The sequence below is a fragment of the Kitasatospora sp. NPDC002522 genome, assembly GCF_053595195.1.
The window spans coordinates 77,292-98,330 of the sequence record NZ_JBSFXE010000025.1 but is presented as its reverse complement, the minus strand read 5'-3'; the positions used below and the strand labels follow the sequence as shown (position 1 = coordinate 98,330).

Below are 21,039 nucleotides of genomic sequence, written 5' to 3'. Positions count from 1 at the left end.
GTGTGGGGGGAGTGTGTGGTGATGGTCGAGGTCGTTGCGGGGCTGGGGTACGGGGCGAGCGGGCAGCTGATGGACGTCCACCGTCCGGTGGGTGCCGCCGAGTTGCTGCCCGTGGTGCTGCTCTGGCACGGCCGCGGGCCCGACGAGCGGGACGTCCTCGCGCCGGTCGCCCGGGCGGCCGCCGCGTTCGGCCTGGTGGTGCTGGTGCCGGACTGGCGGCCCGACGCCGCCGACGGCGGGCGCGCGCAGCTGCGCGAGTCGGTCGACTTCGCCCGGCGGCGGGCGGCGGACCTCGGCGGCGACGGCGGGCGGATCGTGCTGGCCGGCTGGTCGCTCGGCGGCAAGGCCGCGGTCGGCGTCGGCACCCACCCCGACGGCATCGACGGCTGGCGGCCGAGCGCGGTGGTGGGCATCGCCGGAGCCTACGACTCCCCGGCGCCCGCCACCGGCACCGCCCCGCTCGACGACCTCCGCACGGGCGCCGTCCCCGTACCGGTCCGCCTGGTGCACGGCAGCGCCGACACCGTGGTGGACGCCGCGCGCTCGCGCGAGCTGCGCACGGCTCTCCAGGCCCTGGGCCATCCGGTCTCCTACGACGAGGTCGCCACCGACCACGCGGGCGTCGTGATGACCGAGTACGTCCCCGAACGCGCCCGCTGCCTCCCCTCCACCGCCGCCCACGCCCTCCACGCCGGTGCCCTCACCGCCACGGTCCTGGCCCGCGCCGCGGGGGTGCTCGGCGACGCCGGCTCGGGGCAGGGCTGATCCGGTCAGCCGGGTCAGTCGGCGGTCGAGTGCAGGGCGTCGGTGATCATGCGGTCGAGGGTGGAGCGGTGGGGGTGCCAGGCGAGGGTGGTGCGTAGGAGGGTGGTGTCGGCGACCAGGCGGGGGGCCTCGGGTTGGGCGGGGCGGTGGTGGAGGGGGATCCGACGGCCGGTCAGGCGTTCGACGGCGGTGATGATCTCGGACATCGAGGCCGGGGTGGCGCCGACGTTGAAGACGTGGTGGCCCGGTGGGGCGGTGAGGGCCAGCAGGTAGGCGTCGGCCATGTCCTCGACGTGGACGAAGTCGCGGACCACGCTGCCGTCGCCGTTCAGCTCCAGGTGGGGGTGGCGGCCGGCGGCGACCGCGAGGGCCCGGGGGATGATCCGGGTCTCGTCGGTGTCGCCGGTGCCGGCCGCGTTGAAGCAGCGGAGGATGACGGCGTCGGTGTCCGGACGGGCCGTCAGGAGGCGTTCGGCGGCGAGCTTGGAGGCGCCGTACGGGTTGCCCGGGGCGGGCGGGGTGCGCTCGTCGATGGGCTGGCGCTCGGGTGCGCCGTAGACCGCGGCGGTGGAGGCGAGGACGATCCGCGGCGGGCGGTCGGCGGGTACGGCCGCCAGCAGGGCGCGGACGCCGCCGACGTTGACGGACTCGTGGGCTTCGGGGGTGTTCAGCGACTCGCGGCCGCGGGTGAGGGCGGCGAGGTGGCAGACGGCGTCGACGCCGGCCAGGGCGGGGCGCCAGGCGTCCTCGTCGCGGACGTCGCCCCGGAAGGCGCGCTGCACGGGGAGGGCTGACGCGGCGTCGGGGCGCCGGCCGAGGCTCCACACCTCGTGGCCGGCGGCGGCCAGGCAGCGGACGACGGCTCCGCCTACGAAGCCGGACGCGCCGGTGACGAGTACGCGCATGGGAGGAACCTCCGGACGGCTGGGCGACGGGCTCATTCTCGCAGGGGCCGGAGGAGGCCCGTGGCCGGGAGGTCGGTCGGTCCGGGTCGGCCGGGCTGCCCGTCGATGCCGCAGAATCTGTCCTGACACACCGTCAAGGCGGCTGAATTTCCGCCTCCTTGGCATAGGCACAGCAAAATCTGCACCCGATCGCGGCCATCCCTCTGGACGCCTCCCGCCCCGGCTGATTGGGTGACTCGCGCTTCGCCACGCACAGTTCGGCCCCCACACCCTCACTCTCGTCCGGGAGGACATCCGTGCGTATCCGCCCCCTCGCCGCGCTGGCCGCCGCCACCGTCGCGGCGTTGTCCCTCACCGTCGGCGCCCAGGCCGACGCCGCTCCGGCCCCGGCCCACCACGGCCTCAAGCCGCTGCACGCCGACGCGCAATCGAAGCCCAACGCCCGGTCGACCAACACCCTCAAGGTCGGCTCCAGCGCCAGCCAGGGCGTGGTCTCGCCCGACCCGAAGGTCTACCTGGTCTTCTGGGGCTCTCAGTGGTCCTCCGACCCGGCCGGTGTCGCCGCCGACATGCAGAACATGTTCAAGGGCCTCTACGGCAGCCAGGACACCTGGGGCACCATCCTCAACCAGTACTGCGAGGGCGTCGCCAAGGGCACCACCACCTGCGGCACCAGCGGCATCCACGTCAACCACCCGGCGAGCACCCCGCTGGCCGGCGTCTGGTTCGACAACGCCGCCGCCGCACCGGGCACCGCCACCGCCGGCCAGATCGGCGCCGAAGCCGGCAAGGCCGCCGCCCACTTCGGCAACACCACCCAGACCCCCAACCTCAACGCCCAGTACGTGGTGGTCTCCCCGACCGGCACCCACCCGGACGGCTTCCCCAACACCGGCTTCTGCGCCTGGCACGACAAGACCAGCTCCGCGTACGGCACCCTCGCCTACACCAACCTCCCCTACATTCCCGACAGCGGCGCGGGCGCCTGCACCACCTTCACCGACGGCCGGATGCTCTCCGGCATCGAGTCCACCGAGACCCACGAGTACGCCGAGACCGTCACCGACTTCTGGCCCTCCATCGGCTGGAACGGCGGCGGCGGCGAGATCGGCGACGCCTGCGTCCAGCTCGACGCCTACGTCACCCTCTCCACCGGGACCTTCGACCTCCAGGGGCTGTGGTCCAACAGCGCCAACAAGTGCGTCACCCACGGCTGACGCCCTGAGCCCGAGGGGCGCGAGGCGCCGGCCCGGCCCTCGCGCCCCTCGCCCGCTCCGGGCTGCGCTGCAGGAGATCCGCTGCGCGGGGCTCCGGAGTCGGGGAGCGATGCAGCGAGGCGGTGGGCGGGCGGCGGCAGGAAGCAGCGGCTGCCGGTGCCCGGGTGAACAGGTGAGAGCGCGTCAGCTGTCGCGGTGGCGCTGGACGGTGAGGGCGAGGAGGCCGGCCAGGGCGGAGGTGGCGGCGACGGTGAGGAGGGCGGTGGGGAGCGAGGTCGCGTCGGCGAGGAAGCCGATGACCGGGGGGCCGATCAGCATGCCCGCGTAGCCGAGGGTGGAGGCGGTGGCGACCCCCTGCGGGCCCGCGGTGGCACCCGCCTGGGCGATGGCCAGCGGGAAGACGTTGGCGAGGCCGAGGCCGACCAGGACGAAACCGGCGAGCGCGAACGGGACCGACGGGGCGAGGGCGGCGAGGGCCATGCCGGCGCAGGCGGTGAGGCCGCCGGTGAGCATCACCCGGGTCTGACCGAGGCGGACCGACAGCCAGGTGCCGGTGAGCCGTCCGGCGGTCATCGCGAAGGCGAAGGCCGCGTACCCGGCGGCGGCGAGCGCGGCGCTCGCGTGCACGTCGTCGGTGAGGTGCAGGGTGGCCCAGTCGGCGAGGGCGCCCTCGCCGTAGGCGGTGCACAGCGCGGTCAGGCCGAGCAGCAGGACCAGCAGACGGGCGTGCCGGCCGGGCCGGACGGCGGAGGTGGCGGGCCCGCGGGCGGCGCGCGGCGCGGCGGCCGGGGCGCGCAGCAGGACGGTGCCCGCCAGTGCGGTGACGGCGAGGCCGAGCAGGCCCGCGGCGGCGAGCGACCAGGCGGCGGTGAGGTGGCCGGCGAGCAGGCCGCCGATCGCGGCGCCGAGCAGTCCGCCGAGGCTGTAGCCGGCGTGGAAGCTGGGCATGACGGGGCGTCGGAGTTCGGCGACCAGGTCGACCGCGGCGCTGTTCATCGCGACGTTGGCCGCGCCGTAGCCCGCGCCGAACAGCAGCAGGACGGCGCCCAGGGCGAGCACCGAGTGGGTGTGCGCGGGCAGGGCGACGGCCAGGCTGAGCACGGCCAGCGAGGCGACGGTGACCTGCCGGGAGCCGAAGCGCAGGCAGGCCCGGCCGACCAGCGCCATGGTGGCGACCGCGCCGGCCGAGATGCACAGCAGGGCCAGGCCGAGGGCGCTGTGCGAGGCGGCCACCTGGGCGCGGACGTCCGGGATGCGGACCACCCAGGCGGCGAAGAGGAAGCCGTCGACCGCGAAGAAGGCGGTGAGGGCGGTGCGTGCCGCCGACCAGGAGGAGCTGCGGCCGGACGGAGAGGTCGTGGGGGCAGGGCGGGCTTCTGTTTTGTTCAGTAGCGGCACAAAGTCAGAATAGGGGAGTGCCGCACTCTCCTTCAAGTCCGTTCACGAGTCCGAGTTCCCCCCGGCGGGCCGCGCCCGACCGCGGGCGCACCCTGCTCGGACCCGCGCTGCGCCTGGTGCACACCGGCCAGGCGCCGACCCGCTCCGCGCTGACCGGCGCACTGGAAGTCACCCGGGCCACCGCCGGGGCGGTCACCGGCGAACTCGAGGCGCTCGGGCTGATCAGCGTCGACTCCCGCCCGGCCGGCGGCGGCCGCGGCCGCCCCTCGCACCGCCTCGCGGTCGCCGAGAACGGGCCGGTCGTGCTCGCCGCGCAACTGCACTCCGACGGGATCTCGGTCGCCGCGGTCGGCCTCGGCGGCGAACTGGTCGACCCCCGGCACCTGCCGCTGCCCGCCGACACCTCGCCCGCCCGGCTGCTCGGCGCGGTCGCCGAGGCCGGCGCCGCCCTCGCCCGGGCCTCCCGGCGCCGGGTGCTGGCCTTCGCGCTGGCCCTGCCCAACCCCGTCACGGAGCCGGACGGCACGGCGCTGGCCGCGCTGCACTTCGGCTGGCCCGGCGGCACCCCGGTCGCTGCGCTCTTCGCCGAGCAGGTCGCCCGCGTCGACCTCGGCCCGCGGGCCAGGGCCGCACTGCCCACCGCCGTCGCCAACGACGCCAACCTGGCCGCCCTCGCCGAACACCGGCACGGCGCCGGCCGCGGCGCCCGCCACCTGCTGCTGGTCACCTCCGGGCACCGCGGCGTCGGCGGCGCGCTGGTGATCGACGGGCGGCTGCACACCGGCAGCGCCGGCCTCGCCCTGGAGGTGGGCCACCTCACCGTCGACCCGCTCGGCCGTCCCTGTCCCTGCGGCAACCGCGGGTGCCTCAACTCCGAGACCGACACCGACGCGCTGTTCGCCGCCGCGAAGCGGCTGCCGGACCCGGCCCGCCCGCTGCTCGCGCAGGCCCGCGAGCTGGCCGACGACCCGAGCGCCCGGGACGCGGTCGACCACCTGGTGGACCGCCTCGGCCTCGGGCTGGCCGGGCTGGTCAACATCCTCAACCCGGACCGGATCGTGCTCAGCGGCCTGCACCTCGACCTGCTGGCCGCCGCCCCCGACCGGCTCGCCGCGGTGGTCGCCGACCGCTGCCTGTGGGGCCGCAGCGGGCGGGTGCCGATCGTCCCCGCGCAGGTGACGCACACCGGGCTGGTCGGCGCGGGCGAACTCGCCTGGGAGCCCTACCTGGAGGACCCGCAAGCCGTCCGCGGGGGGTGACCACGGAGGTGTAGACAGGGGCGCGGGGAACTGCGTGAGCAACCTGGCGCGCACAGCAAGACCGGCCCACGGAGAGGACTGAACTCCGTGGGCCGGTCTTGCGGTGGGGTGCCTGTCGCTTCGCGCAGTTCCCCGCGCCCCTGCGGGTCGCGTCTGGCGGGGCGCCCCTGACGAGTGCTCAGCTCTTGCCGAAGCGGAGCTTCCAGGGGGCGAGGGCGGACTCCAGCTGGACGCCCAGGCTCATCTTGGAGGCGCCTTCGACGCGCTCCTCGAAGCGGATCGGGACCTCGGCGATCCGCAGGCCCTGCTTCACCACGCGGTAGTTCATCTCGACCTGGAACGAGTAGCCGTTGCTGCGCACCGAGGGCAGGTCGACCGAGCGCAGGGCCGGCGCCTCCCAGGCCTTGAAGCCGGCGGTGGCGTCCTTCACACCCAGGCTCAGGATGGTGTTGACGTAGAAGTTGGCCCAGGCGGAGAGTGCCTTGCGGTGCCACGGCCACTCGGAGGCGGTGGAGCCGCCGGGCACGTAGCGGGAGCCGAGCACCACCGAGGCGTCCGAGGTGGCGAGCTTCTCCACCATCACGGGGATCGCGGTGTACGGGTGGGACAGGTCGGCGTCCATCTGCACGACGATGTCCGCGCCGTCCTCCAGCGCCCGGGTCATGCCCGCGATGTAGGCCCGGCCGAGGCCGTCCTTCTCGGTCCGGTGCAGCACCGAGAGGGTGCCGGGGGCGTCCGCGGCCAGCTTGTCGGCGAGCTCGCCGGTGCCGTCCGGGGAGTTGTCGTCGACCACCAGCACGTGCAGGTTCGGCATGGCGAGTTCGTTCAGCAGGCCGACGAGGATGGGCAGGTTCTCCCGCTCGTTGTACGTGGGGACGACCACAACGACCTTGGGGGGAGCCTCAACCATGATCTTTTCCTTGCGGGTGTGTCTGACCGGACGCGGCAGTCTAGCGCCGATCTCCGGGCACACGTTCGCCGGGCGTGGGTGCCCGAACGGTCGGGGGGCCCGAGACGGCCGGGAGCCCGGGAACGGCGGGGTGCGCCGTTCCCGGGCCGGTGGTCGGGATCAGGGCGTCAGCCGATGGTCCAGCGCTGCAGCGCGGAGCCGGTGTCGGCCTGCTGGGTGACCAGGGCGCCGTCCGAGGTGGAGGCGGTGGTCAGCAGCAGTCCGCTCTTCACCGAGGCGACCTTGTAGCCGCCGCCGGAGGCCGCGGTGACCGTCCAGTGCTGGTTGGTGCCGCCGGTGCAGGCCCACTGGATGATCTTCGCGCCGGCGGTGGTCGAGCCGCCGTCGACGTCCATGCAGAGCGTCGACTCGTTGTTGCTGATCTGGTAGGAGCCGTCGGCCTGCGCGGTCAGCGTCCAGCTCTGGTTGGCGCCGCCGTTGGCGGTCCAGGTGACCAGCTGGGTGCCCTGGGTGGTGGAGTGGTTGGGGTCGTCCAGCGCCTTCCCGGAGATGGTCAGGGTGTGGCTGCCCGCCAGCGCGGGGTTGACCGACCAGGTGAAGCTCGTCGAGCCGGACGCGGTGCCGGAGCTCGCGGTGACGGTGACGGTGGAGCTGCCGGCGGTGGTCGGGGTGCCGGTGACCAGGCCCGCGGAGCTGATCGACAGTCCGGCGGGCAGGCCGGTCGCCGACCAGGTCAGCGCCTTGTTCGCGGAGTCGGTCGCGGAGAGCTGCAGCGAGACCGCGGTGTTCACCTTGGTGGACTGCGCGCCCGGGTTGGCCACCGCCACGGTCTCCGGCGCGGAGCCGGTCGCGGTCAGCGTCAGCGCCTGCTCGGCGCCCGTGCGGGCACCGCCCACCGCGTTGCCGGTGGAGTTGGTCCAGTCCCGCACCGGGGTGGTCTCGGCGAGCCGCGCGGAGTCCGCGGACAGGCCCAGCACCAGGCCCGAGTACCGGTTGACCAGCTTGAACGAGCCGGTCGCCGCGCCCGCCGTGGTCTTCCCGGCGATCACGAACCACTGCTGACCCACCGTCGGACCGCCGGTGCCCTGCGCGGTGACGACCGGCTTGGCGCCCCACGCCCGGCCCGCGACCGCCGAGGAGTCCACCCCGAGCAGCTGGCCGGTCGAGGCGTTGGCGATCTTGTACGAGCCGTCGCCGTTGGCCGCGAAGTTCCACGACTCCAGCGCACTGCCGGTCGGCGACGCGGCCGAGGTGGCCGCCGAGCCGCCCGAGGCCTGCGCCAGCACCCGGCCGGCGCCGTTCGCGATCCGGTACGACTTGGTCACGTCGACCGGCGCGGCGGCCGGCGCGGTGGAGTCCAGCGTCACGTTCAGGTACTCGCCGGACGCGCCGCCCGAGCAGCCGAACGCGCAGTAGCTGCGGAAGGACTTGCCGACGATCTGGTTGGAGGTGCGGTTCGCGCCGTCCAGGAACCAGCGGTACCAGGACGCCGTGTGGTAGCTGCCGGTGTCGCCGATCAGGTACCACTTCTGGCTGGCCAGGTCGTCGGTCGCGTAGTACTGCTGCGGCGCGTTGCCGCTCTGGTCGACCGCCTGCGGCTCGCCGATGTACAGGCCCAGGTAGGCGTCGTAGGTGACGTCCATGACGAACAGCGGCGAGGTCGGCGCCATCTGCCCGGCCGCGATCTGCTGCGCGGCGGTGCCCGCCGTGGACGGCTTGTACTCGCCGGACACCGGGGTGTACCCGGTGGTGTTGGTGGAGTCGACCGGCACCATGTTGGACTCGCGGCCGCCCGCGCCGGGCTCGCTCCAGGCGCCGTCGTACCACTTCTGCCAGCTGGAGGGCGCCATCTTGCCGGAGATCGGGGCGCGCGCCACGTGCTCGTAGAACGCCTTCCAGCCGCCGGACTTGTCGACCACGCGGGAGCCGTAGAAGACGTAGAAGTACCCGGAGGCGGTGTCCACCAGCAGGCGCTGGTCACCGTCGCCGTAGTAGTACGTCTGGTTCGGGAAGGCCGTGGTGTCGCCGCGGGTGGTGCTGAACGGCGAGGTGATCACGTGGTCCTTGATGGTCCAGGTCCGGCCCTGGTCGGTGGAGACCGCGTAGTCGATCGCGTCGTAGTGCAGGCCGTCGCCGAACGGCTGCGGGGTGAACTCGTTGTGCACCAGTCCGTACCAGTCGCCGGTGTCCGGGTCGACCCACATCCCGGACAGGTCGCAGAAGTTCTTCTGCGAGTAGCTGGTCGACCCGGTCGCCGCGGTCGCGGTCAGCCCGGTCGGGGAGTTGTTGCACCGCCAGGTGGTGTCGTTGTTCTTGTCGCTGCTGTTCGCCGGGTTCACCGCGTTGCTGATCGCGGCCGAGCGGGACGCCGTGTCGAAGTCGGTGCCGGTGAAGAAGTCCCAGTAGCGGGCCTCGGTCGAGCCGTAGAGCGCCGCCGACTGCTGGAAGTAGAAGGTGCCGTCCTTGTCCAGGTACGGCACCGCCGGGGTGTCGGTCGGGTGGGTGTACGAGCCCTTCGCGCCGACCGTCACGGTGAACGAACCGGACGGTGCGGCCGAGGCCGCCGGGGCGGTCAGGGTGGCGGCCGAGGCGGCCAGCACGGTCGAGGCGAGCGCGGCGACGAGCGGCCGGCGCAGGCTGCGCAGGCCCCGGCGGCGGTGCGTGGAGGGAGGAGGAGCTGACACGGGATCTCCTTGACTGGTGGCGCGGCGGTGCGCCGGTGGGGGTGCGAGGGTGGGTGACGCGGCCCGCCGGTGTGGGGGTGGCGGACACGGCGCGGGGGCTCACCGGGTGTGCGGACCCGGGCCGGGGCGGCGCCGTCCACACCGTGGCAGCCGCCGTCGCGGGAAGTCAAGAGGTGCTCCGCGACCTGCTGTTGAGGCTCCAGGAGGCGTCCACGAAAGTCCAAGCGCGGTGCACGACAGTCCGTTGACCTCGGCTTGTCAGGCCTCGCAGACTGGCCACGAGCGTTGTGTGGGAACGCGCTCGGATGATGGTCGCAGGGACCGCGATCGGCGATCCTCCGACGGCGGGCCGGGGTGCGAGCCCGGACCGCCGCCGGAGGAACGCCGACCGCGCCGCCCGTCCTCGGGAAGGGAGGGGAACGTCGACCGTGCCGCCCGTCCTCGGAAGGGAATCGAGTGCCGACCGCCGCTCGTTGATCACGGCATGACCGACACCGCACCAGCCGCCGAACCCCTCCGCTACGCCGCCTTCACCACCGACCCGGCCGGCGGCAACCCGGCCGGCGTGGTCCTCGACGCGCGCGGCCTCGACGACTCCGCGCAGCTCGCCCTCGCCGCCGCCCTGGGCTACTCCGAGACCGCGTTCCTCACGCCCGTGCCCGGCACCCCCCGGGCCTACACCGTCCGCTACTTCAGCCCGCTCGCCGAGGTCCCGTTCTGCGGCCACGCCACCATCGCCTCCGCGGTCGCCCTCGCCGAGCGGATCGGCCCCGGCTCGCTGCTCTTCGAGACCAAGGCCGGACCGGTCCCGATCGAGGTCACCGAGGGGCCGGGCGGTGTCCTCGCCGCCACCCTCACCAGCGTCCCGCCGTCGGTCGAGGAGGTCGACGCCGCGGACCTCGCCGAGGCGTTGGTCGCGCTGCGGTGGGCCGTGGACGAACTCGACCCGGCGCTGCCGCCGCGGATCGCCTACGCCGGCGCCCGCCACCTGGTGCTGGCCGCCGCGACGCGGCAGCGGCTCGCCGCGCTCGACTACGACTTCGACGCGCTCGGCGACCTGATGCGCCGACTCGACCTGACCACCGTTCAACTGGTGTGGCAGCAGGACGAGTTCACCTTCCACGTGCGCGACCCGTTCCCGGTCGGGGGTGTGGTCGAGGACCCCGCGACCGGGGCCGCGGCGGCGGCCTTCGGTGCGTACCTGCGACAGCTGCGCCACCTCGCCACCGCGCGCCTCACCCTCCACCAGGGCGAGGACCTCGGCCGCCCGGGGCTGCTCACCGTCGACCTCGACGCGCACGATGTGCGGGTGCGGGTCACGGGGCAGGCGGTGCCGATTCTCTAGGTGTTCAGGGGCCCGGGGAGCGGCGGGAGTGCGTGGCGGTGAGGTCTCGACTTGGCTGGGGGTCTTCGGAGACCTCTATGCGCCGAGACCTCGCAGCGCCCTGTCACCCTCGCCGCCACACACTCCCGCCGTTCCCCGGGCCCCTGGCGGGGCTTTGTACTCCCTGGGGAGTAGGCGCGCCCGGTTCGGGAGGGTGACGTGGGGTGGTGGGGGTGGTGGCTAGCCTTTCGGTATGAGTGGTGTGGGCCGGCCGTGGGTGCCGTTCTGGGTGCGGTCGGCCAAGGCGGGGTGGCCGGTGGCGTTGGCCGTCGTGGTGGCGGTGGCGCAGGTGGTCGGGACGTCGGCGGCGGCGAAGCACCAGAGCGGCCGGGTCGCGCTGGACGCCTGGGGGTACGCGCTGCTGCTGGCGGGGCCGGCGCTGCTGGTGCTGCGCACGCGGTACCCGGCGGCGACGGTGGCCGGGACGGCGGCGGTGACGTCGGTCTACCTGTGGGCGGGGTACCCGTACGGGCCGGTGTTCCTGAGCATGGTGGTGGCGTTCTTCCACGCGGTGCAGCACGGGCACCGGCGGGCGGCCTGGCTGAGTGCGGGCGGTTTCTACCTGGTGCACCTGCTGATCAGCTACGTGGTGCCGGACGCGTGGCTGCGGGCGCAGAGCCGCGGCGTGGCGGGCTGGCAGGAGCTCGGGGTGACGGCCTGGCTGCTGCTGGTCTTCGCCGGGGCCGAGCTGGCCCGGTTCCGGCGGGAGCAGATCGCGGCGGTGCGGGCGGCCGAGGAGGAGGCCCGGGCCCGGCGCAGCGACGAGGAGCGGCTGCGGATGGCGCGCGAACTGCACGACATCCTGGCGCACTCGATCTCCCTGATCCACCTTCAGGCGGGCGTCGCGCTGGAGCTGTTGGACGCGCAGCCGAAGCAGGCGCGGACGGCGCTGACCACGATCAAGGCGACCAGCAAGGAGGCGCTGGGCGAGGTCCGGCAGGTGCTGGGGACGCTGCGCCGGCCGGGCGCGGCGGCGCCGCTCTCGCCCGCGCCGGGCCTGGCCCGCCTGGACGAGCTGGTGGCGCAGGCCCGGGACGCGGGTCTGGCGGTGGCGGTGCGCACCGCGGGTGCGGCGCGTCCGCTGGGCGCGGCGCTGGACCTGGCGGCGTTCCGGATCGTCCAGGAGGGGCTGACCAACGTGCTGCGGCACTCGACCGCGCGGACCGCGGAGGTCGTGCTGGAGTGGCGGCCGGACGGGCTGGAGGTGCGGGTGGAGGATCCGGGGCCGCCCGGCGGCGGGGACGCGGGCGGCAGCGGGACGGGGCTGGTCGGGATGCGCGAGCGGGTCGGCGCGTTCGGCGGGCGGGTGGTGGCGGGACCGCGCGGTGACGGCGGGTTCCGGGTGGCGGCCTGGCTGCCGCAGGCGGCGTCGAAGGGAGCCGAACCGTGATCAGGGTGCTGCTGGCGGACGACCAGACGCTGGTGCGGGCCGGGTTCCGGGCACTGCTGGACGCCCAGCCCGACCTGGCGGTGGTCGGCGAGGCGGACGACGGCGAGCAGGCGGTGGCGCTCGCCGCCGAACTGCGGCCGGACGTGGTGCTGATGGACATCCGGATGCCGCGGCTGGACGGGCTCGCCGCGACCCGGCGGATCTGCGCGGACCCGGCGCTGGCGGAGGTCCGGGTGGTGGTGCTGACCACCTTCGAGCTGGACGAGTACGTCTTCGAGGCGGTGCGGGCCGGTGCGGCCGGGTTCCTGGTGAAGGACACCGAGCCGGGCGACCTGCTGCGCGCCGTCCGGGTCGCGGCCGCCGGCGACGCGCTGCTCTCGCCGGGCGTCACCCGGCGGCTGATCGGCGAGTTCGCGGCCCGCTCGAAGGAGCCGTCCACCGCCCGGCTGGACGTCCTGACCGACCGCGAGCGCGAGGTGCTGGCCCTGGTCGGCCTCGGCCTGTCCAACGAGGACATCGCCCGCCGGCTGGTGGTCAGCCCGCTCACCGCGAAGACCCACGTCAGCCGCACGATGATCAAGCTGGGCGCCCGCGACCGCGCCCAACTGGTGGTCACCGCCTACGAGTCCGGCCTGGTCCGCCCCGGCTGGCTGGGCTGACCGGGACCGTCCGCCCTGACGGCGGGTCACGCGGGGGCGAGCGGTCCGAGGCGTCCGTCGCGCCGGGCCGGGAGGACGAGGCCCGGTAGTCCGCCGGGAGTAGCGGTGGTGTCGCCCGGTGGGGGACGCGGGCGAGGGGTGGACGGCGGGACGGTGGTGGAGATGGTTCCGCTGCTCGAAGGAGATGGATTCCGATGACCGCTCTGCTCGCCGATGGGCCCGGGTCGTGGCCCGGCCCGTGGGTGCTGGTGTTCCCGTTGTTCTGGCTGCTGGTGGTGGTGCTGGTGGTGACGGCGCTGCGCCGGGCGGCGTGGCGGCGCGGCGGCTGGTGCGGCCGGGTGGGCGGGGAGCACGCCCCGCTGGCGGTGCTGGGGCGGCGGTACGCGCAGGGGGAGATCGACGCGGACGAGTACCGCGAGCGCCGCGCCGTGCTGACGGAGGGTCAGGACGCGCCCGGGGTGAAGCGATGACCGTCGCGGCCGCCCGCGTGCAGGACGCGGTGAAGGAGTACGGCGGCGGGGAGACCCGGGTGCGCGCCCTGGACGGGGTCAGCGTCGAGTTCCCCGCCGCGCGGTTCACCGCCGTGATGGGGCCCTCCGGCTCCGGCAAGTCGACGCTGATGCACTGCGCCGCCGGGCTGGACACGCTCAGCGCGGGCCACGCCTACCTGGGCGGGACGGAGCTGTCCGCGCTCGGCGACAAGGAGTTGACGCTGCTGCGCCGGGAGCGGATCGGCTTCGTCTTCCAGGCGTTCAACCTGGTGCCGACGCTGACCGTGCGGGAGAACATCACCCTGCCGCTGGACCTCGGCGGCGCCGCCCCCGACCCCGAGTGGCTGTCCGCGCTGATCGACGTGGTCGGCCTCGGCGACCGGCTGCACCACCGGCCGTCCCAGCTCTCCGGCGGCCAGCAGCAGCGCGTCGCCGTGGCGCGGGCGCTGGCCGGACGGCCGCAGGTGGTCTTCGCCGACGAGCCGACCGGCAACCTGGACTCCCGCAGCGGCGGCGAGGTGCTCGGCCTGCTGCGCTCCGCCGTCGACACCATGGGCCAGGCGGTGGTCATGGTCACGCACGACCCGGCGGCCGCCGGCTACGCCGACACCGTCGTCTTCCTCGCCGACGGCCGGCTGGTCGACACCATGGACGCGCCGACCGCCGACCGGGTCCTCGACCGGATGAAGAGCTTCGACGGCCCGCGCGCCGAGGCGGGCGCCCGGTGAACGCGAGCGTACGGATCGGGGCGCGCTCGCTGCTCGCCCACCGGCGCCGGCTGCTCGGCACCGTGGCCTCGATCGTGCTCGGCGTCGCCTTCCTGACCGGCACCATGGTGCTCGGCGACACCCTGCGCGCCAACTTCGACACCCTGTTCGCCGACGCCAACGCCGGCACCGGTGCGGTGGTCCGCAGCGCCGAGGTGCTGGACGCGCCGAACGTCCCCGGCGGGGTGCGCGCCCCGCTGGACGACGCGCTGACCGCGAAGCTGCGCGCCGTGCCCGGGGTGAGCGCCGCCGAACCGTCCGTGCAGGGCGCGGGCCAACTGATCGGCGCCGACGGCACGCCGATCGGCGGCCAGGGCCCGCCCACCCTGGCGGGCAACTGGATCAATGACTCCCAGCTCAACCCGTACCGGCTCGCCGAGGGCCGCGCCCCCGCCGCGCCCGGCGAGGTGGTGGTCAACCGCGGCGCCGCCAGGACCGGCGGCCTGCACCTGGGCTCCACCACCGTGCTGCGCACCCCCGACCCGGTGCGGGTCACCGTGGTCGGCATCGCCACCTTCGGCGCGGACGCCGACGGCATGGGCCCGAGCACCTTCACCGCGCTCACCCTCGCCGACGCCCAGGCCCACCTGACGCCCAGGGGCAGCGGCCAGGTCAGCACCGTCCGGCTGCGCTCCGACACCCTGAGTCAGCGTCAACTCGTCGAGCGGGTACGGCCGCTGCTGCCCGACGGCGTGGAGGCGCTGACCGGCGCGGACGCCACCGCGCAGTCCACCGCCGACGTCTCCGGCCGCTTCCTCGGCCTGTTCACCACGCTGCTGCTGGTCTTCGCCGGGATCGCGCTGCTGGTCGCCACCTTCACCATCCACAACACCTTCGCCATCGTCACCGCCCAGCGCACCCGCGAGAACGCCCTGCTGCGGGCGCTCGGCGCCAGCCGCGGGCAGGTGCTCGGCACCACCCTCGGCGAGGCCCTCGCGCTCGGCGCACTGGCCTCCGGCCTCGGCCTGCTCGGCGGCTTCGGCGTCGCCGCCGGACTCAAGGCGCTGTTCGCGGCGATCGGCTTCACCCTGCCCACCGGCGGGACCGTCGTGCACACCGCCACGATCGTGCTCCCGCTGCTGACCGGCACCGTGGTCGCGGTCGGCTCCGCGCTCGCCCCCGCGCTGCGCGCCGCCCGCACCGCCCCGCTCGCCGCCCTGCGCGAGACCGCGGTGGACGGCGCCGCCGAAGGCCGGGGCGCCTGGCTGCGGGCCGGCCTCGGCGCGCTGCTGGTCTTCGGCGGCCTGCCCGCCACCGTGGTCGGCGCCACCCGCGGGCCCTCGCTGACGCTCACCGTCGGCGGCGCCCTCGCGGTGCTCGCCGGGACGGTGGTGCTCGGACCGGTCGCCGCCGCCCTCGCCGTCCGCACCCTCGGCGCGCCGCTGCCCCGGCTGCGCGGCGTCACCGGGGCGCTGGCCCGCCGCAACGCCGCCCGCAACCCCAAGCGGACCGCCGCGACCGCCACCGCCCTGATGGTCGGCGTCGCCGTGGTCACCCTGTTCACCGTCTTCGGCGCCTCCGTGAAGGCCACCCTGGACGACAGCGTCTCCCGCTCCTTCGCCGGCGACCTCGCCGTCACCGCCCCCGCCACCGGGGCCGGCGGCAGCGGCGTCTCCCCGAAGCTCGCCCCGGCGCTGAGCGCCCTGCCGGAGGTCCGCGCCGCCGTCGGCCTCGGCCGGGGCGTCGCCCAGGTCGACGGCCACGGACGGCAGTTGGACGTCGCCGACCCGGCCGCGCTGGCCCAGGTGGTCGACCTCGGCCGGATCGACGGCTCACTCGACGCGCTCGGCGCCGACGGCCTCGCGGTCTCCCGCGCCGAGGCCGCCGCCCGCGGCTGGAGCCTCGGCAGCACCGTCCCGATGCGCTTCACCGACGGCCCGGCAGCCTTCACCGTCCGCGCCCTCTACCAGGGCGGCGGCGTCGCCGGGGACTACCTGATCAGCCGTCAGGCCTGGCAGCCGCACCGGGTGCAGGACGCCGACACCATGGTCGCCGTCGCCCTCAGGCCCGGGGTGACGCTGAGTCAGGGCAAGGCCGCCGTGCAGCGGGCCGCCGACGCCTACGGCAGCCCGAAGGCGCAGACCCGCGCCGAGTACGCCGCGAGCTCCGCCGGCGCCGTCGACATGATGCTCTCGGTGGTCTACGCCCTGCTCGCGCTCGCCGTGCTGATCGCCCTGCTCGGCATCGCCAACACCCTCACCCTCGCCGTCCACGAACGCACCAGGGAACTGGGCCTGTTGCGCGCAGTCGGCCAGACCCGCGGGCAGCTGCGGGCCATGGTGCGGTGGGAGTCGGTGCTGGTCGCCGCGTTCGGCACCACCGGCGGCCTCGCCCTCGGCGCCTTCCTCGGCTGGGCGCTCACCCGCGCCGCCGACTCGGCGGGCACCGGCTCCTTCGCGCTGCCCGCCGGACGCCTGGCGGTCGTCCTGCTGGTCGGCCTGCTCGCCGGGGCGCTGGCCGGACTGCGCCCGGCCGCCCGGGCCGCCCGGCTCGACATCCTGCGCGCGGTGGCCGCGGACTGACGGCACCTGGTGTCGCGGGAGCCCCGGCCGCCCCATAAGGGGAAGCTGGGGCTTCCGTAACGGTCACTTATCGTGATCAACTGTTACACTGGGTTGCCTGATTCGTGGTGACGAGGAGTGTGCGCGATGACCGGCCAGATCCTGGACGTGGACCGTTCCGACGCCGAGTACCGGGCCTGGTTGAAGGACGCGGTGCGCCGCGTGCAGGCCGATGCCAACCGCTCGGCCGACACCCACCTGCTGCGCTTCCCGCTGCCCGCCGACTGGGGCATCGACCTGTACCTCAAGGACGAGTCCACCCACCCCACCGGCAGCCTCAAGCACCGCCTGGCCCGCTCGCTCTTCCTGTACGGCCTGTGCAACGGCTGGATCCGCCCCGGCAAGCCGGTGATCGAGGCCTCCAGCGGCTCCACCGCCGTCTCCGAGGCGTACTTCGCCCAGCTGATCGGCGTCCCGTTCATCGCCGTGATGGCCCGCACCACCAGCCGCGCCAAGATCGAGCTGATCGAGTTCCACGGCGGCACCTGCCACCTGGTCGACAACTCCTGCGAGGTCTACGAGGTCGCCGCCAAGCTGGCCGCCGACACCGGCGGCCACTACATGGACCAGTTCACCTACGCCGAGCGGGCCACCGACTGGCGCGGCAACAACAACATCGCCGAGTCGATCTTCGCCCAGCTGCGGATGGAGCCCCACCCCGAACCCGCCTGGATCGTCGCCACCGCCGGCACCGGCGGCACCTCCGCCACCATCGCCCGGTACGTCCACTACCTGCAGCACGACACCCGGATCTGCGTCGCCGACCCGGAGAACTCCTGTTTCTTCGACGGCTGGGTCCGCCACGACCCCGACGCGCAGTGCTCCACCGGCTCGCGGATCGAGGGCATCGGCCGCCCCCGGATGGAGCCCAGCTTCGTCCCCGGCGCGATCGACCGGATGATGAAGGTCCCCGACGCGGCCTCCGTCGCCGCCGTCCACCTGCTCGAGGCCGTGCTCGGCAAGAAGGCCGGCGCCTCCACCGGCACCGGCCTGTGGAGCGCCCTGCGGATCGTCGCCGAGATGCGCGCCGACGGCCGTACCGGCAGCGTGGTCACCCTGATCTGCGACCCCGGCGACCGCTACCTCGACAAGTACTACTCCGCCGACTGGCTCGCCGCCGAGCGGATCGACCCCGCCCCGTACCGCGCCGCACTGGACGCCTTCCTGGCGAGCGGCGACTGGACGGAGTGACCCGGAGCGTCCAGGTCGCCGACCGGGACCCGGCGGGCCCCGCCCGCTTCCGGGTCCGCCACGCGGGCTGATCCGTAGCTGACCGTGCGTCAGTCGGACGGCTGCTCGAAGCGCAGGCGGCGGCCCCAGGCGCTGCTCCAGCCGGCGCGCCAGACGGCTATGCCCCGGTAGGTGAAGGTGCAGGTGAGGCCGACGCCCCAGTCGTCGCCGTCGTCGTGGCGCAGCGCGGGGTCGGCGAAGGCGTCCGCCAGGCGGTCGAGCGGGACGACCGTGAAGGCGTCGCCGCGCTCCGCGGCGTGGTGCTGCACCTCGATCCAGCCGTCGCGGACGAACGGGACCAGCGGGGCGAGTTGGCGCTCGACCCAGGCGGTGCGGTCGGCGCCGGTCAGCTCGGTCGGCAGGTCCTCCCAGATGCCGAACGGGCCGGTGAGCATGCCGCTGGACTCGTCGGCGCAGACCAGCACCCGCTGCTGGTCGAGGGAGAGCTCGTCCCAGTCGGGCAGCCCGTCGGCGGACCCGACCGGGTACACGTCCGCCCGCCAGTGCCGGTCCGCGGCCTCGGCGGCGCGCAGGTCGTGCCCGTGCGCGCGCTTCGGGTCCCACAGCCAGTGGTCCGGCTCGGCGAGGGCGGCGTGCAGGGCGTCGCCGGTCAGCGCGGGGTCGGCGGGCTCGGCGTAGCGGCCCTGCCGGGCGTGGACGGTGAGCAGCCCGCGGCCCGCCAGGTCGGCGGCGACCGCGGCCAACCGCGGGACCAGGGCGAGCTGTTCGTCCCGGGTGAGGCTGCGCGGGGGCGCGTCGGGGGAGCCGGCCCACCGCAGGTCGGTGCCGTGGTGCTGGACGGTGCCGGCCAGGCCCGCCCCGTACACGGCGCGGCGGAGCAGGGTCTGTTCGGCGGTGGTCAGATCGTTCCAGGGCTGCACGGCAGCGATCATCCCACCGGCCGCGCGGCGGGCCGGCGTCAGGTCGGCAGGTCGGCGGGGACCAGCAGCTGGAGGTCCTCGGTGGTCGGGTCGGACAGGTGGGCGACCCGGCTGGCGTGGCGTTCGACCATCGTCTCGAAGACCTGGCGGGCGGTACGGCCGTTGCCGAAGCCGGCGCCCCGGTCGAGCGTGGTGAAGTGCGCCTGCAGGGCCGCCTCGGTGGCCTCGTCGAGGCGGTACTCGTGCTCGGCGGCCTGGGCGCGGGCGATCTCCAGCAGCTCCCCGGCGGTGTAGTCGGGGAAGGTGACGGTGCGGGAGAAACGGGAGGAGAGGCCGGGGTTGGCGGCGAGGAAGCGCTCCATCTCGGCGGTGTAGCCCGCCACGATCACCACCACCTCGTCGCGGTGGTCCTCCATCAGCTTCACCAGGGTGTCGATCGCCTCCCGGCCGAAGTCCCGGCCGCCGTCCTCCGGCGCGAGCGCGTACGCCTCGTCGATGAACAGCACCCCGCCGCGCGCCTTGTCGAACGCCGCGGCGGTCCGGATCGCCGTCGAGCCGATGTGCTCGCCGACCAGGTCCAGCCGGGCCACCTCCACCAGGTGGCCGCGCTGCAGCACCCCGAGCGAGGCGAGGATCTCGCCGTACAGCCGGGCCACCGTCGTCTTGCCGGTGCCGGGGGAGCCGGTGAAGACCAGGTGGCGGCGGGGCGAGGGCGCCTTCAGGCCGGCCCGCTGGCGGGCCCGGCCCACCGAGATCATGTCGATCAGGGTGCGCACCTCCTGCTTCACCGTGGCCAGGCCGACCAGCGCGTCCAGGTCGGCCAGCGCCTCCTCGGCGGGGCGGCAGTCCGGGATCGGGGCGATCGCCGAGGCGGCCGGCGCGGCCGGGGCGTGCGAGGTCAGCACGGCCGGGACGAGCGAGGCCAGCGGGGGAGCGGCGGCCGGGTCGGTGCCGCGCGGCGCGGGCACCGGCGCGGCGGGCGCCACGTCGTCCGAGGTGCAGCCCTCCGCGAGCGGGCCCGGCTCGGAGAACTCGAAGCCCGCCCGGGCGTTGCGCTCCGCCCGGCAGCGGATCAGCCGGGTGCGGCACCCGTCGATCACGTGGAAGCCGAACCCGCCGCCCTGCGAGACCCGCACCGACTCGAACTCGCCGCGGCCCTGCGCCGACACGTACACCCCGGCGTCGCTCGCGCCACGCACCGTGCAGTCCCGCAGCACCGGGTCGGCGCCCTTGGTGACGATCACCCCGGTCGCCACCTCGGCGATCTCACAGTTCGTCAGCAGGCCGCCCGAGCCGTGGTCCCGGAACCACAGGCCGGTGCCCGCGCCCTGGATCCGGCAGCCCGCCAGGTCGGCGCTGGCCCCGCCGCTCACCGACACCGCGGAGGAGCGGATCGCGGTGAACGAGCAGTCCCGGGCGCTCGCCGAGGAGCCCTGGTCGAGGACGAAGAGCGCGTCCGGCAGGTCGTCCAGCGAGCAGTCGACGAGCTCCAGCGCCGCGCCGTCGCTCACCCACAGCGCCGGGTAGTCGCCCTGCGCGGAGTGGAAGCGGCAGCCCTCGGCGAGCACCTTGGTGCCGCCGTCCCACACCGAGAGCGCGCCCCGGCCGAAACCCTGCACCGTCACCTGGCGCAGCGTCAGCCTGGACCCGCCGCGCAGGTCGGCGGCGTTCTCCGGCACCTCGTGCACCCGGCAGCCGGTCAACTCCAGCTCGGCGCCGGTGTCCAGGCTCAGGCCGTTGCCGGAGACCCGGTGCACCGTGCAGTCGGCGAGCCGGCCGACCGCCTGCGACTCGGCCTGCACGCCGGAGCCGCGCACCTCGTACACCTCACAGCCCGTCAGCTCGGCCAGCGTGCCGGGGTCGGCGAGCAGCACGCCCGCGCCGCCCGCGTGGTGCACCCGGGTGCGCTCGAGCCGCAGCTTCGCGCCGCCCAGCGCCGCCACCCCGCTCTGGCCGGCCGCCGCCACCTCGCAGTCCAGCAGCTCCGCCTGGACCGGCCCGCGCAGCCGGACGCCCAGGCCCGCCGGGTTCTCCACGACGCAGCCGGTGAGCTGGGCGCGGGCGCCGTCGACGATCTCCACGCCGACCGCGGAGACGGTCTCGATCCGGCAGTCGGCCAGCACCGCGCCCTCCGCGCCGGCCACCAGCACCGCCGGGGCGGAGCGGTCCGAGCCCTCCACGGTCAGGCCGCGCAGGGTCGCCGCGGCGGTGACCGTCAGCGCGGTGCCGCCGCGGACGGCGCTCTCCGGCGCGGTGATCCGCACGCTGCCCGGGCCGTCGGCGGCGGTCACCGTCACCGGCTTGTCGACCACCACGGCCTCGCGGAACGTCCCCGGACGGAGCGTCAGGGTGTCGCCCGGCTCGGCCACCTCGAGGGCCTCGCGGAGCGTCTCGTACTCCCCGCTCCGCCGCCGCCAGCGGGAGGCGCTGTCCTGCGTGACCCGGACCCTGAGCTCAGCCATGACGATCTGTCATCCCTGCCTTCGTCGAGACACTGCGGCGCGATCACCCCACGGTAGCGCGCGCGGTGGACGCGGT

Annotated in this window: 16 protein-coding genes; 10 read left to right on the top strand and 6 right to left on the bottom strand. The window is 74.9% G+C overall.

Annotated elements, in window-relative coordinates; translation table 11 throughout:
• The first annotated feature begins 21 nt into the window (after positions 1–21).
• Positions 22–765, top strand: a complete 744-nt coding sequence (locus ACWD4U_RS21825; protein WP_363459310.1) for an alpha/beta hydrolase — start codon at positions 22–24, stop codon at positions 763–765.
• A gap of 14 nt (positions 766–779) precedes the next feature.
• Here ACWD4U_RS21825 and ACWD4U_RS21820 read toward each other — a convergent pair whose 3' ends face one another.
• Positions 780–1,670, bottom strand: coding sequence for an NAD-dependent epimerase/dehydratase family protein (locus tag ACWD4U_RS21820; RefSeq protein ID WP_363459312.1), 891 nt, complete (start codon positions 1,668–1,670; stop codon positions 780–782).
• Between the two features lie 296 nt (positions 1,671–1,966).
• On the opposite strand from ACWD4U_RS21820, the gene ACWD4U_RS21815 reads away from it, so the two are divergent.
• Positions 1,967–2,887 carry a hypothetical protein gene (locus ACWD4U_RS21815; RefSeq protein WP_363459314.1) on the top strand — a complete coding sequence of 307 codons (921 nt, stop codon included), beginning with the start codon at positions 1,967–1,969 and terminating at the stop codon, positions 2,885–2,887.
• Between the two features lie 183 nt (positions 2,888–3,070).
• Here the strand turns inward: ACWD4U_RS21815 and ACWD4U_RS21810 are convergent, their stop codons facing one another.
• A complete protein-coding gene (locus tag ACWD4U_RS21810) occupies positions 3,071–4,285 on the bottom strand; it encodes an MFS transporter (protein ID WP_363459316.1) in 1,215 nt (404 codons plus the stop codon).
• A gap of 116 nt (positions 4,286–4,401) precedes the next feature.
• Between ACWD4U_RS21810 and ACWD4U_RS21805 the strand changes: the two genes are divergently transcribed.
• Positions 4,402–5,544: an ROK family protein gene (locus ACWD4U_RS21805; protein WP_449787262.1), complete on the top strand. Its 1,143-nt coding sequence runs from the start codon at positions 4,402–4,404 to the stop codon at positions 5,542–5,544.
• A 178-nt stretch (positions 5,545–5,722) separates the two neighbouring features.
• Here ACWD4U_RS21805 and ACWD4U_RS21800 read toward each other — a convergent pair whose 3' ends face one another.
• Positions 5,723–6,454 (bottom strand): polyprenol monophosphomannose synthase, encoded by a 732-nt coding sequence (locus tag ACWD4U_RS21800; RefSeq protein ID WP_363459318.1) that lies wholly within the window; start codon positions 6,452–6,454, stop codon positions 5,723–5,725.
• Between the two features lie 167 nt (positions 6,455–6,621).
• Complete coding sequence (locus ACWD4U_RS21795) at positions 6,622–9,138, bottom strand: RICIN domain-containing protein (RefSeq protein WP_449787261.1); 2,517 nt, start codon at positions 9,136–9,138, stop codon at positions 6,622–6,624.
• A gap of 484 nt (positions 9,139–9,622) precedes the next feature.
• On the opposite strand from ACWD4U_RS21795, the gene ACWD4U_RS21790 reads away from it, so the two are divergent.
• From ACWD4U_RS21790 to ACWD4U_RS21760, 7 genes are all read left to right on the top strand, one after another.
• Positions 9,623–10,483: a PhzF family phenazine biosynthesis protein gene (locus tag ACWD4U_RS21790; RefSeq protein ID WP_363459319.1), complete on the top strand. Its 861-nt coding sequence runs from the start codon at positions 9,623–9,625 to the stop codon at positions 10,481–10,483.
• Between the two features lie 232 nt (positions 10,484–10,715).
• Positions 10,716–11,912: a sensor histidine kinase gene (locus ACWD4U_RS21785; RefSeq protein ID WP_363459321.1), complete on the top strand. Its 1,197-nt coding sequence runs from the start codon at positions 10,716–10,718 to the stop codon at positions 11,910–11,912.
• Entirely contained in the window at positions 11,909–12,571 is a 663-nt protein-coding gene (locus ACWD4U_RS21780; protein WP_363459323.1) for a response regulator transcription factor, read from the top strand. The genes ACWD4U_RS21785 and ACWD4U_RS21780 overlap by 4 nt, the downstream gene beginning before the upstream one ends.
• 194 nt (positions 12,572–12,765) lie before the next feature.
• Positions 12,766–13,041 carry an SHOCT domain-containing protein gene (locus ACWD4U_RS21775; RefSeq protein WP_363459325.1) on the top strand — a complete coding sequence of 92 codons (276 nt, stop codon included), beginning with the start codon at positions 12,766–12,768 and terminating at the stop codon, positions 13,039–13,041.
• Positions 13,038–13,790, top strand: coding sequence for an ABC transporter ATP-binding protein (locus tag ACWD4U_RS21770; RefSeq protein WP_363459326.1), 753 nt, complete (start codon positions 13,038–13,040; stop codon positions 13,788–13,790). Before ACWD4U_RS21775 ends, ACWD4U_RS21770 begins: the two co-directional genes overlap by 4 nt.
• Positions 13,787–16,351, top strand: a complete 2,565-nt coding sequence (locus ACWD4U_RS21765) for an FtsX-like permease family protein (protein WP_363459328.1) — start codon at positions 13,787–13,789, stop codon at positions 16,349–16,351. Before ACWD4U_RS21770 ends, ACWD4U_RS21765 begins: the two co-directional genes overlap by 4 nt.
• Before the next feature lie 126 nt (positions 16,352–16,477).
• Positions 16,478–17,581, top strand: a complete 1,104-nt coding sequence (locus tag ACWD4U_RS21760; protein WP_363459330.1) for a PLP-dependent cysteine synthase family protein — start codon at positions 16,478–16,480, stop codon at positions 17,579–17,581.
• A gap of 89 nt (positions 17,582–17,670) precedes the next feature.
• On the opposite strand, the gene ACWD4U_RS21755 is transcribed toward ACWD4U_RS21760, so the two are convergent.
• Both ACWD4U_RS21755 and ACWD4U_RS21750 read right to left on the bottom strand, forming a co-directional pair.
• Positions 17,671–18,501 carry a hypothetical protein gene (locus tag ACWD4U_RS21755; RefSeq protein WP_363459332.1) on the bottom strand — a complete coding sequence of 277 codons (831 nt, stop codon included), beginning with the start codon at positions 18,499–18,501 and terminating at the stop codon, positions 17,671–17,673.
• 38 nt (positions 18,502–18,539) lie between these two features.
• Positions 18,540–20,963, bottom strand: coding sequence for a right-handed parallel beta-helix repeat-containing protein (locus ACWD4U_RS21750; protein ID WP_363459333.1), 2,424 nt, complete (start codon positions 20,961–20,963; stop codon positions 18,540–18,542).
• Positions 20,964–21,039 lie beyond the last annotated feature (76 nt).

Coding starts and splice junctions, on each gene's coding strand:
- ACWD4U_RS21825 (WP_363459310.1), top strand. CDS start 22: ATGGTCGAGGTCGTTGCGGGGCTGGGGTACGGGGCGAGCGGGCAGCTG.
- ACWD4U_RS21820 (WP_363459312.1), bottom strand. CDS start 1,670: ATGCGCGTACTCGTCACCGGCGCGTCCGGCTTCGTAGGCGGAGCCGTC.
- ACWD4U_RS21800 (WP_363459318.1), bottom strand. CDS start 6,454: ATGGTTGAGGCTCCCCCCAAGGTCGTTGTGGTCGTCCCCACGTACAAC.
- ACWD4U_RS21790 (WP_363459319.1), top strand. CDS start 9,623: ATGACCGACACCGCACCAGCCGCCGAACCCCTCCGCTACGCCGCCTTC.
- ACWD4U_RS21785 (WP_363459321.1), top strand. CDS start 10,716: ATGAGTGGTGTGGGCCGGCCGTGGGTGCCGTTCTGGGTGCGGTCGGCC.
- ACWD4U_RS21775 (WP_363459325.1), top strand. CDS start 12,766: ATGACCGCTCTGCTCGCCGATGGGCCCGGGTCGTGGCCCGGCCCGTGG.
- ACWD4U_RS21770 (WP_363459326.1), top strand. CDS start 13,038: ATGACCGTCGCGGCCGCCCGCGTGCAGGACGCGGTGAAGGAGTACGGC.
- ACWD4U_RS21760 (WP_363459330.1), top strand. CDS start 16,478: ATGACCGGCCAGATCCTGGACGTGGACCGTTCCGACGCCGAGTACCGG.
- ACWD4U_RS21750 (WP_363459333.1), bottom strand. CDS start 20,963: ATGGCTGAGCTCAGGGTCCGGGTCACGCAGGACAGCGCCTCCCGCTGG.